This window comes from Stenotrophomonas maltophilia (assembly GCF_013464915.1).
Taxonomy (GTDB): domain Bacteria; phylum Pseudomonadota; class Gammaproteobacteria; order Xanthomonadales; family Xanthomonadaceae; genus Stenotrophomonas; species Stenotrophomonas maltophilia_AT.
On record NZ_RAVT01000014.1, the window covers coordinates 108,998 to 124,337 of the forward strand.

General features: G+C 66.4%; 10 protein-coding genes. 8 read left to right on the forward strand and 2 right to left on the reverse strand.

What is annotated here, in order from left to right; all coding sequences use genetic code 11:
* The first annotated feature begins 99 nt into the window (after positions 1-99).
* From D7T59_RS05880 to cueR, 8 genes are all read left to right on the forward strand, one after another.
* Complete coding sequence (locus D7T59_RS05880) at positions 100-1,689, forward strand: calcineurin-like phosphoesterase C-terminal domain-containing protein (protein WP_180851471.1); 1,590 nt, start codon at positions 100-102, stop codon at positions 1,687-1,689.
* A gap of 36 nt (positions 1,690-1,725) precedes the next feature.
* Complete coding sequence (locus D7T59_RS05885; RefSeq protein ID WP_005409434.1) at positions 1,726-2,010, forward strand: hypothetical protein; 285 nt, start codon at positions 1,726-1,728, stop codon at positions 2,008-2,010.
* A gap of 84 nt (positions 2,011-2,094) precedes the next feature.
* Entirely contained in the window at positions 2,095-3,117 is a 1,023-nt protein-coding gene (locus D7T59_RS05890; RefSeq protein ID WP_180851470.1) for a glucokinase, read from the forward strand.
* A 51-nt stretch (positions 3,118-3,168) separates the two neighbouring features.
* Complete coding sequence (locus D7T59_RS05895) at positions 3,169-4,167, forward strand: glycosylasparaginase (protein ID WP_180851469.1); 999 nt, start codon at positions 3,169-3,171, stop codon at positions 4,165-4,167.
* Positions 4,164-4,901, forward strand: coding sequence for a copper homeostasis protein CutC (locus D7T59_RS05900; RefSeq protein WP_180851468.1), 738 nt, complete (start codon positions 4,164-4,166; stop codon positions 4,899-4,901). The genes D7T59_RS05895 and D7T59_RS05900 overlap by 4 nt, the downstream gene beginning before the upstream one ends.
* A 409-nt stretch (positions 4,902-5,310) precedes the next feature.
* Positions 5,311-8,268: a TonB-dependent receptor plug domain-containing protein gene (locus D7T59_RS05905; RefSeq protein WP_180851467.1), complete on the forward strand. Its 2,958-nt coding sequence runs from the start codon at positions 5,311-5,313 to the stop codon at positions 8,266-8,268.
* A 128-nt stretch (positions 8,269-8,396) separates the two neighbouring features.
* Complete coding sequence (locus D7T59_RS05910; RefSeq protein ID WP_180851466.1) at positions 8,397-10,898, forward strand: heavy metal translocating P-type ATPase; 2,502 nt, start codon at positions 8,397-8,399, stop codon at positions 10,896-10,898.
* Positions 10,899-10,909: 11 nt separating this feature from the next.
* Positions 10,910-11,365 carry a Cu(I)-responsive transcriptional regulator gene (gene cueR / locus D7T59_RS05915; protein WP_180851465.1) on the forward strand — a complete coding sequence of 152 codons (456 nt, stop codon included), beginning with the start codon at positions 10,910-10,912 and terminating at the stop codon, positions 11,363-11,365.
* Positions 11,366-11,443: 78 nt separating this feature from the next.
* Here cueR and D7T59_RS05920 read toward each other — a convergent pair whose 3' ends face one another.
* Complete coding sequence (locus D7T59_RS05920; protein WP_180851464.1) at positions 11,444-11,638, reverse strand: heavy-metal-associated domain-containing protein; 195 nt, start codon at positions 11,636-11,638, stop codon at positions 11,444-11,446.
* 196 nt (positions 11,639-11,834) lie between these two features.
* Positions 11,835-14,978: a TonB-dependent receptor gene (locus tag D7T59_RS05925; protein ID WP_180851463.1), complete on the reverse strand. Its 3,144-nt coding sequence runs from the start codon at positions 14,976-14,978 to the stop codon at positions 11,835-11,837.
* Positions 14,979-15,340 lie beyond the last annotated feature (362 nt).

The following is a 15,340-nucleotide window of genomic DNA, read 5'->3' on the forward strand; positions in this document are numbered from 1 at the left end:
GTTGCCGGCCAGCGGCCGGCACTACCGGCAATGCGCCACCGCGTGCGCGATGTCATCAACGGAATCTACAATAGGCGGTCTTTCTTTCCCGGACCGCCCATGAAACTGCCTGCCGCCTGGCTGTGCTGCCTGTTGCTGACCTCGCCGGCCTGGGCCGCGGACACCGTGGCCACCGGCAAGGTCTATCTGGAGCGCGACGGCAGGCCGGGCCGCGGTGCCACCGATCCGGGCCTGGCCGGGGTGCAGGTCTCCAACGGCGAGACCATCGTCAAGACCGCCGCCGACGGCAGCTACACCCTGCCGGTGCGTGACGGCCAGACCGTGTTCGTGATCAAGCCCGATGCGTATTCGTTCCCGAAAGCGGCCGATGGCCTGCCCTCGTTCTGGCGCCACTACCGCCCGAACGGCTCGCCGGCGCTGAAGTACGGCGGCATCGCCGCCACCAGCGATGTCACCCGCAACTGGGATTTCGCGCTGCAGCCGGACCGCCATGACAGTCGCCGTGGATTCCAGATGCTGGTGTTCACCGATTCGCAGACTGCCAGCCTGAAGGACATCAGCTACTACCAGCAGTCGATCGTGGCGCCCCTGGTTGGCCAGACCAAGGCGCGCCTGGGTACCACCCTGGGTGACATCGTCAACGACGACCTGACCCTGTACCCGGCGATCAACAAGGTCACCACGTCGCTGGGCGTGCCGTGGTTCCATGTGCCAGGCAACCACGACCTCGACTTCGATGCAGCCGGCGACGACCATTCGCTGGACAGCTGGCGCAACATCTATGGCCCGGACACCTACGCGGTGGAAGAGGGCGGCGCCAGTTTCGTGTTCCTGGACGACGTGGTGTACGACCCCAAGGCCAGGCCGAAGTATGTCGGTGGCCTGCGCGAAGATCAGTTCGCCTTCCTCGCCAGCTATTTGAAGGGCCTGCACAAGGACCGCCTGCTGGTGCTGGGCATGCACATCCCGCTGTTCGATGCCGCGCCGGGGCGCGAGACCTTCCGCCACGCCGATCGCCAGCGCCTGTTCGACCTGCTGAAGGACTTCCGCAACGTGCTGGTGCTCAGTGGCCACAGCCACACCCAGCAGCACGTCTACCACGGCAAGGCCGAGGGATGGAACGGCGAAAAGCCGCTGCACGAGTACAACGTGGGCGCCAACTGCGGTGCGTTCTGGTCGGGAGTGAAGAATGCCGCTGGCGTGCCGGACAGCACCATGAGCGACGGCACGCCGAAGGGCTATGCATTGCTCGACGTGGCCGGCAACGGCAGCTATCGCCTGCAGTACCGCGTGGCCGGCAAGCCGGCCAGCGAGCAGATCGGCCTGCATGCGCCGAAGGTGCTGCGCCAGGGCGCCTACCCGGCGTGGGGCATCTATGCCAACGTCTACATGGGTGAGGACGCCAGCGTGGTCGAGTACCGCGTCGACGGCGGCGCCTGGCAGCCGATGAAGCAGGTCAGCCAGCCCGATCCGCGCCTGATGGTGGAGAACGCGGCCGACGATATGGCAGACAGCCTGCGTGGCTACGATCGTTCGCCGGAGGCCACTGCATCGCCGCACCTGTGGCGTGGCGCGCTGCCGACCGATCTGGCGGTGGGCAGCCACAAGGTCGAGGTACGCTCCACCCAACCCGATGGCGCGGTGTTCACCGCCAGCACCAGCTACAGCCTGCAGACTGCCCAGCCCTGATCCAGGGCGCCGCTGCCCAACGCGAAAGGACCCCGCATGGATATCCGCTTCATGGCCGGCACCACGCCGGTGACCCTCAGCCGCCACTGGTTCACCGGTGCGATGCTGCTGCAGAGCGCCACCGAGAAGGTCTGGGTGCAGCACCCGCTGCATCCGGGCACCCACTTCTCGTTCTCGCTGGTACAGTCGTGGCTGCGCCACATTGCTGGCCATGAAGTGCTGGTCGAGCGCACCCGGCCACTGCTGTTTGCCGGCTTCCGCCCGCAGCGGCTGCGCGTGCTGGTGGATGGTGTGCAGGTGGCCGAACAGGAAGGCATGTAGGCCAACCTGAACCACCGGCGTGCTAGGCAAAGCCGCCCCGATGCCTGAGAATCGGGGCGATTCAATCGATCCAAGCAGGCCAGCGTGACCATCGCAGCAGCGTCCCCGGTTTCCTCCGACTCCGCCCGCGGCGGTCTTCCGCGCCATCTGGTCGTTGCCGATGTCGGCGGCACCTTTGCCCGCCTCGCGCTGGCAGAAACCCAACCCGGCCAGGCGCCGCTGCTGGGCAGCCATCGCACCTACGCCTGTGCCGAGCATCCCAGCCTCGCGGCGATCCTGGCCGATTTCACCGCAGGCCTTGGCCAGCCGGTGCAGACCGCGGTGGTCGCCATCGCCGGCCTGCTTGATGGCGATGTGCTGATCAACTCGAACCTGCCGTGGACGGTTTCGCTGTCGGCCACCCGCGCGCAGTCCGGGCTGCATGAGCTGCAGCTGATCAATGATTTCGAAGCCGTGGCGCTGGCCATCCCGTACCTGCAGCCCGAGACGCTGGTGCCGCTGAACGGCGACGCCGATCCGGCCCAGGCCTTCCCGGCGCTGGTGCTGGGCGCGGGTACCGGCCTGGGCGCCGCACTGCGCTTTGCCGATGGCGAGCGCCCGGTGCTGGCCAGCGAGATCGGCCATGCCGCGCTCGGCGCCGGCAACACGCTGGAACTGCAGGTGCTGGGCAAGCTGCTGCAGCGCTGGCCGCACGTGGACAACGAGCGCGTGCTGTCCGGCAGTGGCCTGATGAACCTGTATCCATGCCTCTGCGAACTGCGCGGCGTCACCCCGGCGTGGACCAGCACCGAGGCACTGATCGGCGCCGCGCGCAGCGGCGAGGATGCACTGGCGGTGGAGACGCTGCAGGTGTTCTGCGCCTGGCTGGGCAGCCTGGCCGGTGACGCGGCGATCGCCGTCGGCGCACGCTCGGTGTACCTGGCCGGCGGCATCTCCGCGCATGTGCAGGATTTCCTGGCCGATGGGCGCTTCCGAGATCGCTTCCTCAACAAGGGCGTGTTGACCGAGGTGCTGCGCCAGGTGCCGGTATGGCGCGTGGAGCATGGCCAGCTGGGGGTGCTGGGCGCTGCGGTCTGGCACGCCGCACGGCAGCCCATGCACGACTGATCGGCAGGGCCGGCATCGGGCCGGCCATGCATTGCAGACTGGGAGGGGAAGATGGTGGATCGCAGGCAGTTCCTGCAGGCCGGAGCACTGGCTGCAGGCATGGCAGCATTGCCGGGCGTGCATGCTCGCACGCAGGGGGGAGCCAAGGTGGTTTCCACCTGGGACTTCGGCGTACCGGCCAACCAGGCTGCATGGAAGGTGCTGGCGCAGGGCGGCAGCGCGCTGGATGCGGTTGAAGCGGGTGCACGCTGGGCCGAGAGCGAGCTGTGCAACCCCACTGTCGGCCATTGCGGCAACCCGGATCGCGACGGCGTGCTGAGCCTGGACGCGAGCATCATGGACGGCGATGGCCGCTGTGGTGCAGTGGCCGCGCTGGTCGACATCCTGCATCCGGTGTCGGTGGCCCGCAAAGTGATGGAGAACAGCCCGCACGTGCTGCTGGTGGGCGAGGGTGCACAGCAGTTCGCGGTGCAGCAGGGTTTCGAGCGCAAGCACCTGCTCACGCCGCAGGCCGAAGCGGCATGGCGCGAGTGGCTGAAGACCGAGAAGTACCAGCCGCAGATCAACGCCGAGCGCCGCGGTATTCCCGGCAACAGCGACAACCACGACACCATCGGCATGCTGGCGCTGGATGCCAAGGGCCATCTGGCCGGTGCCTGCACCACCAGCGGCATGGCCTGGAAACTGCACGGTCGCGTCGGCGACAGCCCGATCATCGGTGCCGGCCTGTACGTCGACAACGAAGTGGGCGCGGCCACTGCTTCGGGCGTGGGTGAGGAGATGATCCGCAACGCCGCCTCGTTCCTGGTAGTCGAGCTGATGCGCCAGGGCCGCTCGCCGGCGCAGGCCTGCCGCGAAGCGATCGATCGCGTGGTGCGCAAGCGCCCCGAAGCGAGCAGGACGCTGCAGGTGTGCTTCCTGGCCATGAACAAGCAGGGCGAGGTGGGTGCCTACGCGTTGCATCGCGGCTTCGTCTACGCCGTGTGCGATGCGCAGCGCCAGGATGACCTGCGTGATTCGCCATCGATCTACACGAGCACCCAGGCGTGAGCACGCGGCGGACCCTGGAGATCGCCAGCAACTCGCTGGCGTCGGCGCTGGCCGCGCAGGCCGGCGGCGCCGACCGCATAGAGTTGTTCGACAACCTGGCCGAGGGCGGCACCACACCGTCATTCGCCAGCATCGCGATTGCCCGCGAACGCCTGTCGATTCCGTTGTTTGTTCTGATACGGCCACGCCCGGGTGATTTCCACTACGACGGGCTGGAAACCGAACTGATGCTGCGTGACATCGCGCAGTGCCGCGCGCTGGGCTGCGATGGCGTGGTAATCGGTGCGCTGGATGTGCAGGGCAACATCGACGTGCCGCTGTGCCGCGAGCTGGTGCAGGCTGCCGGGCCGTTGCAGGTGACCTTCCACCGTGCCTTCGATGCCGCCCGCGATCTGCCGGCCGCGCTGGAGCAGGTGATCGGGCTGGGTTGCCAGCGCGTGCTGACCTCGGGCGGCCAGGTCAGCGCCGAGGCCGGTGCCGATGTGCTGGCGGGTCTGGTCACACAAGCGGCGGGCCGCATCAGTGTGATGGCGGGCGCCGGGTTGGCCCCGGGCAACATCGCAACCGTTGCACGGCAGACCGGCTGTACCGAATTGCACGCCTCGGCCAAGGGCCTGCGGCGCTCGGCCATGCAGTTCCAGAACCCGGCTTTGCGAGGGTTGGACCCGGACTGGAGCCAGACCGCCACTGCCACCGTAGCCGCGCTGCGGCAGGCGCTGGAGGGCGCAAGGTAAAACCCGCTTCTGCTGTAGAGCCGAGCCCACGCTCGGCTGCTCTTCGCGGCKAACAACAGCAGCCGAGCCCGGGCTCGGCTCTACAACGACCCGCTTTCGGCCGTACGCGGCATCACGGACAAAACCGTTCCGCGCGCGTTTGTCGCAATCGTGTCACCACTTCGTGCGCTGTTCTCTCAGCGATATCACGCAACTCTTTGATTGTCATGGCTGGCGAAGGCCGTTAGCGGCATTCCGCCGGGTGTTGCTGCGCCGCCGCATGCCGCGCGTAGTTCAGCTGTGCTTTAGTTTGGATCGATCCACAGGGGAGGGCGCTGCGACGGTCTTGAACCGATCCAGGCGCCCGGATCAGCCGTAGTGCCGCGCCACCACCCGTCCGTGCGTCCACACTTTCGAAGAGCAACCACCCATGGCTCAGATCGTCCGCAAGCGTCGTCACCTGCTGTCCCAGGCCTTGGTCCTGGCCCTGTTGCCCCTGGCGGCCAGCGCGCAGGAAACCGCCAGTTCGTCCACCAAGGATCTCGACGCGGTCACCGTCACCGGTTCGCGCATCAAGCGCGCCAGCGTCGAGGGCCCGGCCCCGGTCAACGTGATCACCGCCGCGCAGATCCAGAAGGAAGGCTTTGTCAGCGTGTACGACGCGCTGAAGACGCTCACCGAGGCCACCGGCACCGTTGAAGCCGCCTCGCAGTGGGGCTCGCACACGCCCAGTGCCAGCGGCCTGAACCTGCGCGGCATGGGGCCGAACCGCTCGCTGCTGCTGGTCAATGGTCGTCGTGTGGCCGACTACCCGCTGCCGTACGGCGGCGAGACCAACTTCTCCAACTACGGCAACATTCCTGCCGCGGCGGTGGAACGCATCGAAGTGCTGACCGGTGGCGCCTCGGCCATCTATGGCTCGGATGCGATCGCCGGCGTGGTCAACGTCATCCTGAAAACCAACTACGACGGTGATGAAGTGCGCGTACGCGGTGGCACCTCCACCGAAGGCGGTCGCGATACCTGGGATCTGTCCTGGGCCGGCGGCAAGACCGGCGACAACTGGAGCGTGACCTACGCGCTGCAGTACACCAAGCGTGACCCGCTGTTCGGCCGTGACCGCCCGCAGATGGACGATGCCGATGATGCGCCGTACCCGTCCTGGAACATGGAACAACGCAGGGTCGGCTTCCGTCCCACTGCCGGCCTGGCGCTGATCGATCCGAGCAACGGCCAGCGCCTGGCGCCACCGGCCGGCACCTGCGAGAAATTCAACGGCGAGTACTACACCGCCGACCGGCTGGTCTACAACTACGCCGCCAACACCATCACCAACACCGGCCGCCTGTGCGGCATGAGCGCCGACTACGCCAACTGGCTGCTCACCGGCGGTGCCGAGAACGTGTCCGGCAACCTGTATGCCACCTTCGACTTCAGCAACGACCTGCAGGCCTGGACCAATCTGGCGGTGTACCGCTCCGAAGCGATCTGGGGCACCAATCCGCCCGGCGTGTCGCTGATCGACGATGACAACGGCTACTACTGGGATGCCAACCGCAACCGGCCGATCCTCGGCGTGCGCCAGTTCACGCCGAACGAGGTCGGCGGCCTGGATACGCTGCGCAACACCAACCGCGAACTGTCCTGGGACTGGAGCGCCGGCCTGCGCGGGCGCCTCGCCGACCGCTTCGACTGGAGCGCAACGGTAGGGCGTTCGTACTACCGCGTGGAAGAGCGGCAGAACGTGGTCGACAAGCAGAAGTCGTACGACTACTTCCTCGGCCCGCGTCTGGGCACCACCGCCGACGGTGAGGCGATCTACGCGTTGAACGAATCGCGCTGGTGGAATCCGCTGACGCCGGACCAGTACTGGCAGATGGGTACGGTGGCGAAGAACCGCGCGACCTCCTGGGTCAATCAGGCGTCCGCGGATATCACTGGCGAGCTGTTCCAGGGCTGGGCCGGCCCGATCTCGTTTGCCGCCGTAGCCGAAGTCGCGCAGCAGGGCTATCACCTCAGCCCTGATCCGCGCGCCGGCATCGACTTCGATCTGCAGAACGTCGACCGTGGTGGTGGCGAGCGCACCCGCTATTCGGCCGGCGTCGAGTTCAAGATCCCGCTGCTGGAGAGCGTGACCGCCACCGCGGCCGCGCGCTACGACCGCTATGGCAACTACAAGGCCGACGACAGCAGCGAAGCGCTGAACATCGGCAGCCAGAAGGAGACCACCTGGAACGTCGGCCTGGAATGGCGCCCGGTGGAATCGCTGCTGGTGCGTGGCTCGTATGCCACCAGCTTCCATGCGCCGGACATGCACTACCTGCTGGGCCAGCCGAGCAGCTCCGAAGTGCAGACCTATGACCGCCTGCGCTGCATCCAGAGCGGTGCTTACCTGGTCAACAACTGCGGCGTGGGCAACACCGACGTCTGGTACACGTTCGACGTGAACCGGCGTGGCACGCCGTTGCTGCGTTCGGAAACCGGTGATTCGTGGACGGTTGGTTTCGTCTGGGACGTGATGCCGAACCTGTCGGTCAGCGCCGACTACTGGGCGATCAAGCTGGAAGACATGATCGTCGACGTCGGCGCCGACGAGGTGCTTGCCAGTGAAGCCGGCTGCCTGACCGGCAAGAACATGGACGGTACGCCGTGGGCCAATCCGGCCGGTGGCGAGTACTGCGCCGGCATCCTGGCCCGCGTGAACCGTGACAGCAACGGCCGCCTGGTATCGATCGAGCGCGGCCCGTTCAACCTGGCAAGCCGTGAGGTGCGTGGCATCGACCTGACCGCACGCTATCGGCTGGACACCGCGCAGTGGGGCAGCTTCCAGCTGGGGGTGAACTACACCAACCAGATCTCGACCAAGGAACAGCGCTACGCCAACGATCCGAACCCGGAACGACGTGACCGCGACCTGCGCAGCAAGCTGCGCGCAAGCCTGGCCTGGCAACGCGGCCACTGGAACGCCAACGTCTATGCCGACCGCATTGGTTCGGTGCCGGGCGTGCGTTATCACTGGGGTACCGACCGCCTGGACAATCCCGGCGGCTGCCTGCCGTTTGCTGATGGGTACGTGCCCAGCGACAGCCCGTCGTTGAACTGCCTGGAGCCGGCAACGCGTCCGGACGGCTCGCCCAACCCGAACCCGAATGCAGGCCAACAGACCGCACGCTACTTCGGCCGGGTCGGGCCGTTCATCACCTGGAACTTCAACGTCGGCTACCAGGTGACCGAGCACGCCAAGGTCAACCTGTACGTCAACAACGCGTTCAACTCGGCCAGCTGGAACCACAAGGATCCGTACAAGCTGGACTACGACTTCGCCCCGACCCGCCTGCTGGGCGCGGTGGGCCGTGAGTTCGCGCTGGAGTACGTGTTCACCTTCTGAGGCGGATTGCGGGCGGTACGCCGGGCATGGCCCGGCGCTACCGGCTGGACGGGGTGGCTGGATTTGACCTTCCCACGATGGCAAGGTTTAGCCTGTCCGCATCCAGAAGGAATCCCGGGAATCCGATCATGAGCACGCCGCGCGCCTCTGCTGTCTCCGCCAGCCCCTCCACCATCAGCCTGCCCATCGAGGGCATGACCTGCGCCAGCTGTGTCGGCAGGGTCGAAGCAGCACTGTCCAAGGTCGAAGGCGTGGGCAGTGTCTCGGTGAATCTGGCTACAGAGCGCGCGGATATCCGCCCGTCAGGCCCGGTCGATCGGGCCGCGCTGATCCAGGCGGTGGAGCGGGTGGGTTACGACGTACCCGCCGCCACCATCGAGCTGGCGGTGGAAGGCATGACCTGTGCCTCCTGTGTCGGTCGCGTCGAGCGCGCGCTGTTGGCGGTGCCCGGGGTCAGCCAGGCCAGCGTCAACCTGGCCACCGAGCGTGCCACCGTGCGCGGCGTGGCTGATGCGGCCGCCTTGGTGGCGGCCGTCGACAAGGTTGGCTATGCGGCCCGCCCGATCGAGGCCGGTGTGCAGTCCGATGATGAGGCCGCTGAAAAGAAGGATGCCGAGCGCGCCGACCTGAAACGCGACCTGATCGTGGCGTCTGCGCTGGCACTGCCGGTGTTCGTGCTGGAGATGGGTTCGCACCTGATTCCCGGCATGCACGAATGGGTGATGGCCACCGTCGGCATGCAGACCAGCTGGTACCTGCAGTTCGTACTGACCCTGCTGGTGCTGGCCATTCCCGGCCGCCGTTTCTACCAGAAGGGTTTTCCGGCATTGCTGCGGCTGGCACCGGACATGAACTCGCTGGTGGCGGTGGGTACCGCCGCAGCGTTCGGTTACTCGGTGGTGGCGACCTTTGCACCGCGGTTGTTGCCGCCGGGCACGGTGAACGTCTACTACGAAGCGGCTGCGGTGATCGTTGCGCTGATCCTGCTCGGCCGCTTCCTTGAAGCCCGGGCCAAGGGTCGCACCTCCGAGGCGATCAAGCGCCTCGTCAACCTGCAGGCCAAGGTCGCGCACGTGATCCGTGACGGCCGCACTGTCGACATCCCGGTCAATGAAGTGCAGAGCGGCGACGTGGTGGAAGTGCGGCCGGGCGAGCGCGTGCCGGTCGACGGCGAGGTGGTCGAAGGCCGCAGCTACATCGACGAGTCGATGATCAGCGGCGAGCCGATTCCGGTCGAGAAGCAGCCGGGCAGCGGTGTGGTGGGCGGTACGGTCAACCAGAAGGGCGCACTGACGGTGCGTGCCACGGCGGTGGGCGCGCAGACCATGCTGGCGCAGATCATCCGCATGGTCGAACAGGCGCAGGGCTCGAAGCTGCCGATCCAGGCGGTGGTCGACAAGGTCACGTTGTGGTTCGTGCCGGCGGTGATGCTGGCTGCGCTGGCGACCTTCCTGGTCTGGTTGATCTTCGGCCCGTCACCGGCGCTGAGCTTCGCGCTGGTCAATGCGGTGGCGGTGCTGATCATTGCCTGCCCGTGCGCGATGGGCCTGGCCACGCCGACCTCGATCATGGTCGGTACCGGTCGCGGCGCGGAGATGGGTGTGTTGTTCCGCAAGGGCGAGGCGCTCCAGTTGTTGAAGGACGCGCAGGTGGTAGCGGTGGACAAGACCGGCACGCTGACCGAGGGCCGCCCGCGCCTGACCGATCTGGAGATTGCTGCCGGCTTCGATCGCAACGCGGTGCTGGCGATGGTGGCAGCGGTGGAGTCACGCTCGGAGCATCCGATCGCCCGCGCCATCGTCGATGCGGCTACCGAGCAGGGCATCGCGTTGCCGGCGATGGCCGATTTCGAATCGGTCACCGGCATGGGCGTACGTGCCAGCGTCGATGGCGCGCGCGTGGAGGTTGGCGCTGATCGTTTCATGCGTGAGCTCGGTGTGGACATCGGCCCGTTCGCTGCACTGGCCAGCCAGCTTGGAACGCAGGGCAAGTCGCCGCTGTATGCCGCCATCGACGGCCGCCTGGCCGCGATCATCGCGGTGTCCGACCCGATCAAGCCCAGCACGCCGGTCGCTATCGCGGCGCTGCATCAGCTCGGCCTGAAGGTGGCGATGATCACCGGCGACAATGCCGGTACCGCGCAGGCGATCGCGCGGCAGCTGGGCATCGATGAGGTGGTGGCCGAGGTACTGCCGGAAGGCAAGGTTGAAGCGGTGCGACGGCTGAAGGCCGCGCATGGCCAGGTCGCGTTTGTCGGCGACGGCATCAACGATGCACCGGCGCTGGCCGAGGCCGACGTCGGCCTGGCCATCGGCACTGGTACCGATATCGCGGTGGAGTCGGCCGACGTGGTGCTGATGTCCGGCAACCTGCAGGGCGTGCCGAATGCCATCGCGCTGTCGAAGGCAACGCTGGGCAACATCCGGCAGAACCTGTTCTGGGCCTTCGCGTACAACACCGCGTTGATCCCGGTGGCGGCCGGCGTGCTGTACCCGATCTGGGGCGTGCTGCTGTCGCCGGTGTTCGCGGCCGGTGCAATGGCGCTGTCCAGCGTGTTCGTGCTGGGCAACGCGCTGCGCCTGCGCCGCTTCCAGCCACCGATGGCGGATGCCCCCGCAGCGACCCATTGAAGGAGATCCGCATGAACATCGGTGAAGCCGCCAAAGCCTCCAGCGTATCGGCGAAGATGATCCGCTACTACGAACAGATCGGCCTGATTCCCGCGGCCGATCGCACCGAGTCGGGTTACCGCGCGTACTCGCAGGCGGACATCCACCGTCTGCGCTTCATCCGTCGCGCACGTGATCTCGGCTTCCAGGTTGCCGAGATCACCGACCTGCTGGGCCTGTGGAACGACACCTCGCGCCACAGTGCCGACGTCAAGCGCCTGGCCGAACAGCACATCGTCGATCTGGAGCAGCGCATCGAGAGCATGCGGCAGATGGCCGACACGCTGAAGTCGTTGATCAGCTGCTGTGCGGGTGATGAGCGCCCGGAATGCCCGATCCTGGAGCGGCTGGGCGAAGACGATGAGGCTCCGGTGCCGGTCGTTGCCGCGAAGACCGGCGCGGTGCGGCGGCGCGCGCAGAAGCATTGAATCGATATCGCAGGAACAAGAAAGCCCGCCCCATGTCAGTGCACGGGGCGGGCTTCGTTGTGGAGGCCGGGCAGGGACTCAGGCCGTGCGCGGCGGGAAACCGGCATCGTTCACCGCGGCGAACACCTGTTCCTGCGAGGCGGTGGTCTGCACCTTGACCAGGCCGGTCGGCGGGTCGGCCACCACGCTGGCGTTCGGATCGACCTGCTGGATCGCGCGGGTCACGCTGCGTGCGCAGCCGCCGCAGGTCATGCCGTCGACATGGAATTCCATCTGTAGCTCCTTCGATGCTCTTGGGATGGGACCAGTGTGCACCTTCCAACGATGGCAGGGTCAAGCGCTGGACTGAATGACAACGCACCCATGAAAACGGCAGCCACCTGTACCAGCGCGGCTGCCGTGGAGGAATGGCCCCGCGCGTGGCGGGGCGGGGCAATGCCGGGCAGGACCCGGCAAGCCCGGTCGGGCCTTAGAACTTCCAGGTCAGGCCGACGTAGTACTGGCGGCCCGAGTAGGTGTTGGACAGCAGGCGCGCCTTGGTGTCGTTGCCCAGGTGCACGCGCTGCTCGGACTTGGTGACATTGAGCACCGAAGCGGTCAGTGCCAGGTCCTCGCGGATGTTGTACGCGGCGTTCAGATCCAGCTGGTCGTACGGCTCGGAGTAAGAGCTGAAGCCGTTGTTGAGGCCACCGACCACCACGCCGCGACGGTTGTACGAGGCGCGTGCCAGGAACTTCTCGTTCTCGTAGAACATGGTGAAGTTGGCCTGGTTCTTGGCACTGCCCACCAGCGGCGAGGAACCGATCTGTTCGCCGTTGATCTCCACCGAGGCCATGTTGGTGTCGTTGTAGGTGTAGTTGGCCTGGAAGCCGAGACCGAAGTCCAGGGTGTACTGGCCGTAGATTTCCACGCCCTGCGACACGCCGTCACGGCCGTTGGCCTGGGTCTCGTACTTCTGCACGGTCACGTTCTGGCCGCCGACGTTCATCTGCTGGTCGCGCACCACCGGCACGGTGAAGTTCTTGACGTCCTTGCGGAACACACCCACACCCGCCACTGCACCCGGCTTGAAGTACCACTCCAGGCTCAGGTCGTACTGGGTGGCCTTGAACGGTTCCAGCTCCTTGTTGCTGCCCGAGCCGTACCAGCCGGGGTTGGTGGCACCACCGGCCACGCGACGGTCGTTGCTGTACTCATCGGAGTAGTAGCTCAGGCCGCCCGGGTAGGCGATGTTGGTGTAGCTGGGGCGGGCGATGACCTTCGACGCAGCACCGCGCAGCACCAGCGAATCGGTGATGTCCCAGGCGATGTTGAAGCTCGGCAGGATATCGGTGTAGGTCTTTTCCAGCGAGGACAGTTCGTAGGTCTTGGCGCGGGCCAGTGCATCCGGCAAGCGCACGAAACCGCTTTCGCAGCCATAGCCGCTGTTGGAGCCGAGCAGGGCAGCTGCCGTCGGATCGGTGCAGGCCAGCGGCGAGCCGGCGGCGTTGTCGGCGAAATAGTCGTTGAAGCGTTCGACCGAATCGCTGGAGGCGGCGTGCTGCTTGGTCCGTGCCACGCGCACGCCGATGTTGCCGCGCAGGCGCTCGGTGCGGAAGTTGGCCTGGAAGTAGCCCGAGTACACCTTTTCCTGCACGTCGTAGACGAAATCGTCTTCGGTACGGTTCTGTACGCTGCCGTAGCGGTTGTTCAGGTAGTCGATGTAGGCCGGGTAGTTGATGCCCGGGAACACATTGGCGTTGAACCCACCGGCGATGTTGTCCATCGGCTTCGACAGGAAGAAGCCGGGCTGGGCGATGCCGGCGGTCGAATCACAACCCGCCTGGTAGCGCTTGCTGTAGTCGCTCGGGTCGGCCCCCTGGCAGACCCAGTAGGTGTTGCCGGTATTGCGGTGGACCTTGCCATCGCTGTACTTGGCGCCGAACTGGATCGAATCCAGCCAGCCGGCCTCGAACAGCTTGGTGACGTCAGCCTGGAAGTGGTTCTGCTTGACCTCGGTGCGCTTCCACGACGAGTCGGTCGAGCCGGTGTCAACTTCGGCGATGCCGTTCATCAGCTGCTGCTGCAGGTCGGGCGAGAAGTTCACCGACGGCGTGCCGGTCAGGTCCCACGCGCTGTAGGTGTTGCCGGCCTGCCACTGGCCGTTGACCTGGCGGCGCGGCTTGGCCGACATGCGGAAGTTCATCGACGGGCCGCCTTCGGACCACGTCCGGCCACCGGCGAAGCTGGCCTTCCACAACGGGCTGATGTCCCAGTCGATGGTCAGGTCCGCGGTCTGCGACAGCGCCTTTTCCTTGCTGTAGGTGCCGGTCAGCTGCGGGGTGGGGATGGTGCAGTCATCCGGGCCCCAGCCGCCTGGGCGCAGGCCGGCGGCGGCGGCCTGGTCTTCGCTGCAGATGTAGTTGCGGCCCGGCTGCATCTGGTACTGCGCACCGGTCACGATGGTGCCGCTGGGGTCCATGGTGAAGCCGTTGAGCATGCGGCCACCTTCCCAGTTGCCGTCGCCGGCCACGCGCGCCAGATTCCATTCCGGAACCTTCAGCATGTTCTGGGTGTAGTTGCCCTGCAGTTCGAAGCGGAAGTAGTTCGCCGTCATCGTGACGTTGTCGAGCGGCTTGAACTGGAACGTCAGCTGGCCGCCGGTGCGCTCGCGGCGCTCGTCACGCACGGCGAAGTTGACCGACGTCGGCATGAAGAAGCCGGAGTAGTGGCCTCCATTCTGGTTGTAGATGCCCGAGCGGCCCCAGAACTGGGAGGCGTCCGGCAAGGCGTTGCCGTACACGTCGACGGCCGGATTGCGCGTGCGGCCCGCGGCGTTCCAGACGTAGTCGTGGATGACGCCGCCGTTGGCATCGACACGGTCGCTGTACCACTGCCAGTCTTCGGTACTGACTTCCATGCTGCGGTTGGTGCGGACCTGCTTGGTCGCACCGATCAGCAGGCCGAAGCGCTCGTCCTTGCTGTGCCAGGAGTACATTGCCGATGCCTGCGGGTCGACACCACTGCTGGTGTCCGACGAGGTGCCTTCGATCGAGGCGAAGCCGGAGTTGGCTTCCATGTCCAGCGGACGGCGGGTGCGCAGGATCACGGTGCCGCCGATGCCGCCTTCGTCGATGCGTGCTTCCGGCGTCTTGTACAGCTCGGCTGCCGACAGCATGTTCGATGGCAGCAGGGTGTAGTTGAACGAACGCGAGGCCTCGTCATTGGTTTCCGAGGTGGCGACGTAGTTGCCGTTCAACTGGGTCAGGGTCAGGTCCGAGGCCAGGCCGCGCACGCTGACGTTCTTACCCTCGCCACCGCTGCGGGTGATGATCACGCCGGGCACGCGCTGCAGTGCGTCGGCCACGTTCTTGTCGGGGAACTTGCCGACGTCCTCGGCGGTGATCACTTCGACCACGGCATTGGCGTCGCGCTTCTGCTCAAGGCTCTTTTCGATGGCGTAGCGGTAGCCAGTGACCTGGACGCTGTCCAGGTTGGTGGCTTCCTGCGAGCCGGTGGTGGTTGCCTGCTGCGCGGCGGCGCCGGCCGGAACGACGGCGGCGGCCAGGGCCAGCGCGATGGCCAGCGACAATGCGTCCTGGCCATGCGTACGTGTTGAATGCTTCATTCCCATCTCTCCCTCTCTCCTGGATTGATCCGGTGACGTGGCACGGACAACTTGAATCGATCTAATTTGAAGTGACATTGTCGCTATCGCCATGCAGTGGCAGTAGCACCGTGCGCGTGGCCTGGTACGTCCTGTTGCTGCTCCCCCAACTCCCGGCCATCGCAATGTCGGCTTGGATCGATCTAAGCGATGGGCGGGCGATTTTTAGCATGGGTCGCCCGTGGGCGCATGCTGCTGCGCAATATGGTACTGGCGTGGCGAAGGGATGACGGTTTGCTGAAATCAGTGGAAACGTTTTCGTGCGCAGGGGGGGGGGGGGGSCGGGGGGGGGGGGGGCGGGGCCGGGGGGGGGGGGGGMGGGGGGGGGG

Coding starts and splice junctions, on each gene's coding strand:
- D7T59_RS05880 (WP_180851471.1), top strand. CDS start 100: ATGAAACTGCCTGCCGCCTGGCTGTGCTGCCTGTTGCTGACCTCGCCG.
- D7T59_RS05920 (WP_180851464.1), bottom strand. CDS start 11,638: ATGGAATTCCATGTCGACGGCATGACCTGCGGCGGCTGCGCACGCAGC.
- D7T59_RS05925 (WP_180851463.1), bottom strand. CDS start 14,978: ATGGGAATGAAGCATTCAACACGTACGCATGGCCAGGACGCATTGTCG.
- D7T59_RS05895 (WP_180851469.1), top strand. CDS start 3,169: ATGGTGGATCGCAGGCAGTTCCTGCAGGCCGGAGCACTGGCTGCAGGC.
- cueR (WP_180851465.1), top strand. CDS start 10,910: ATGAACATCGGTGAAGCCGCCAAAGCCTCCAGCGTATCGGCGAAGATG.
- D7T59_RS05885 (WP_005409434.1), top strand. CDS start 1,726: ATGGATATCCGCTTCATGGCCGGCACCACGCCGGTGACCCTCAGCCGC.
- D7T59_RS05910 (WP_180851466.1), top strand. CDS start 8,397: ATGAGCACGCCGCGCGCCTCTGCTGTCTCCGCCAGCCCCTCCACCATC.
- D7T59_RS05905 (WP_180851467.1), top strand. CDS start 5,311: ATGGCTCAGATCGTCCGCAAGCGTCGTCACCTGCTGTCCCAGGCCTTG.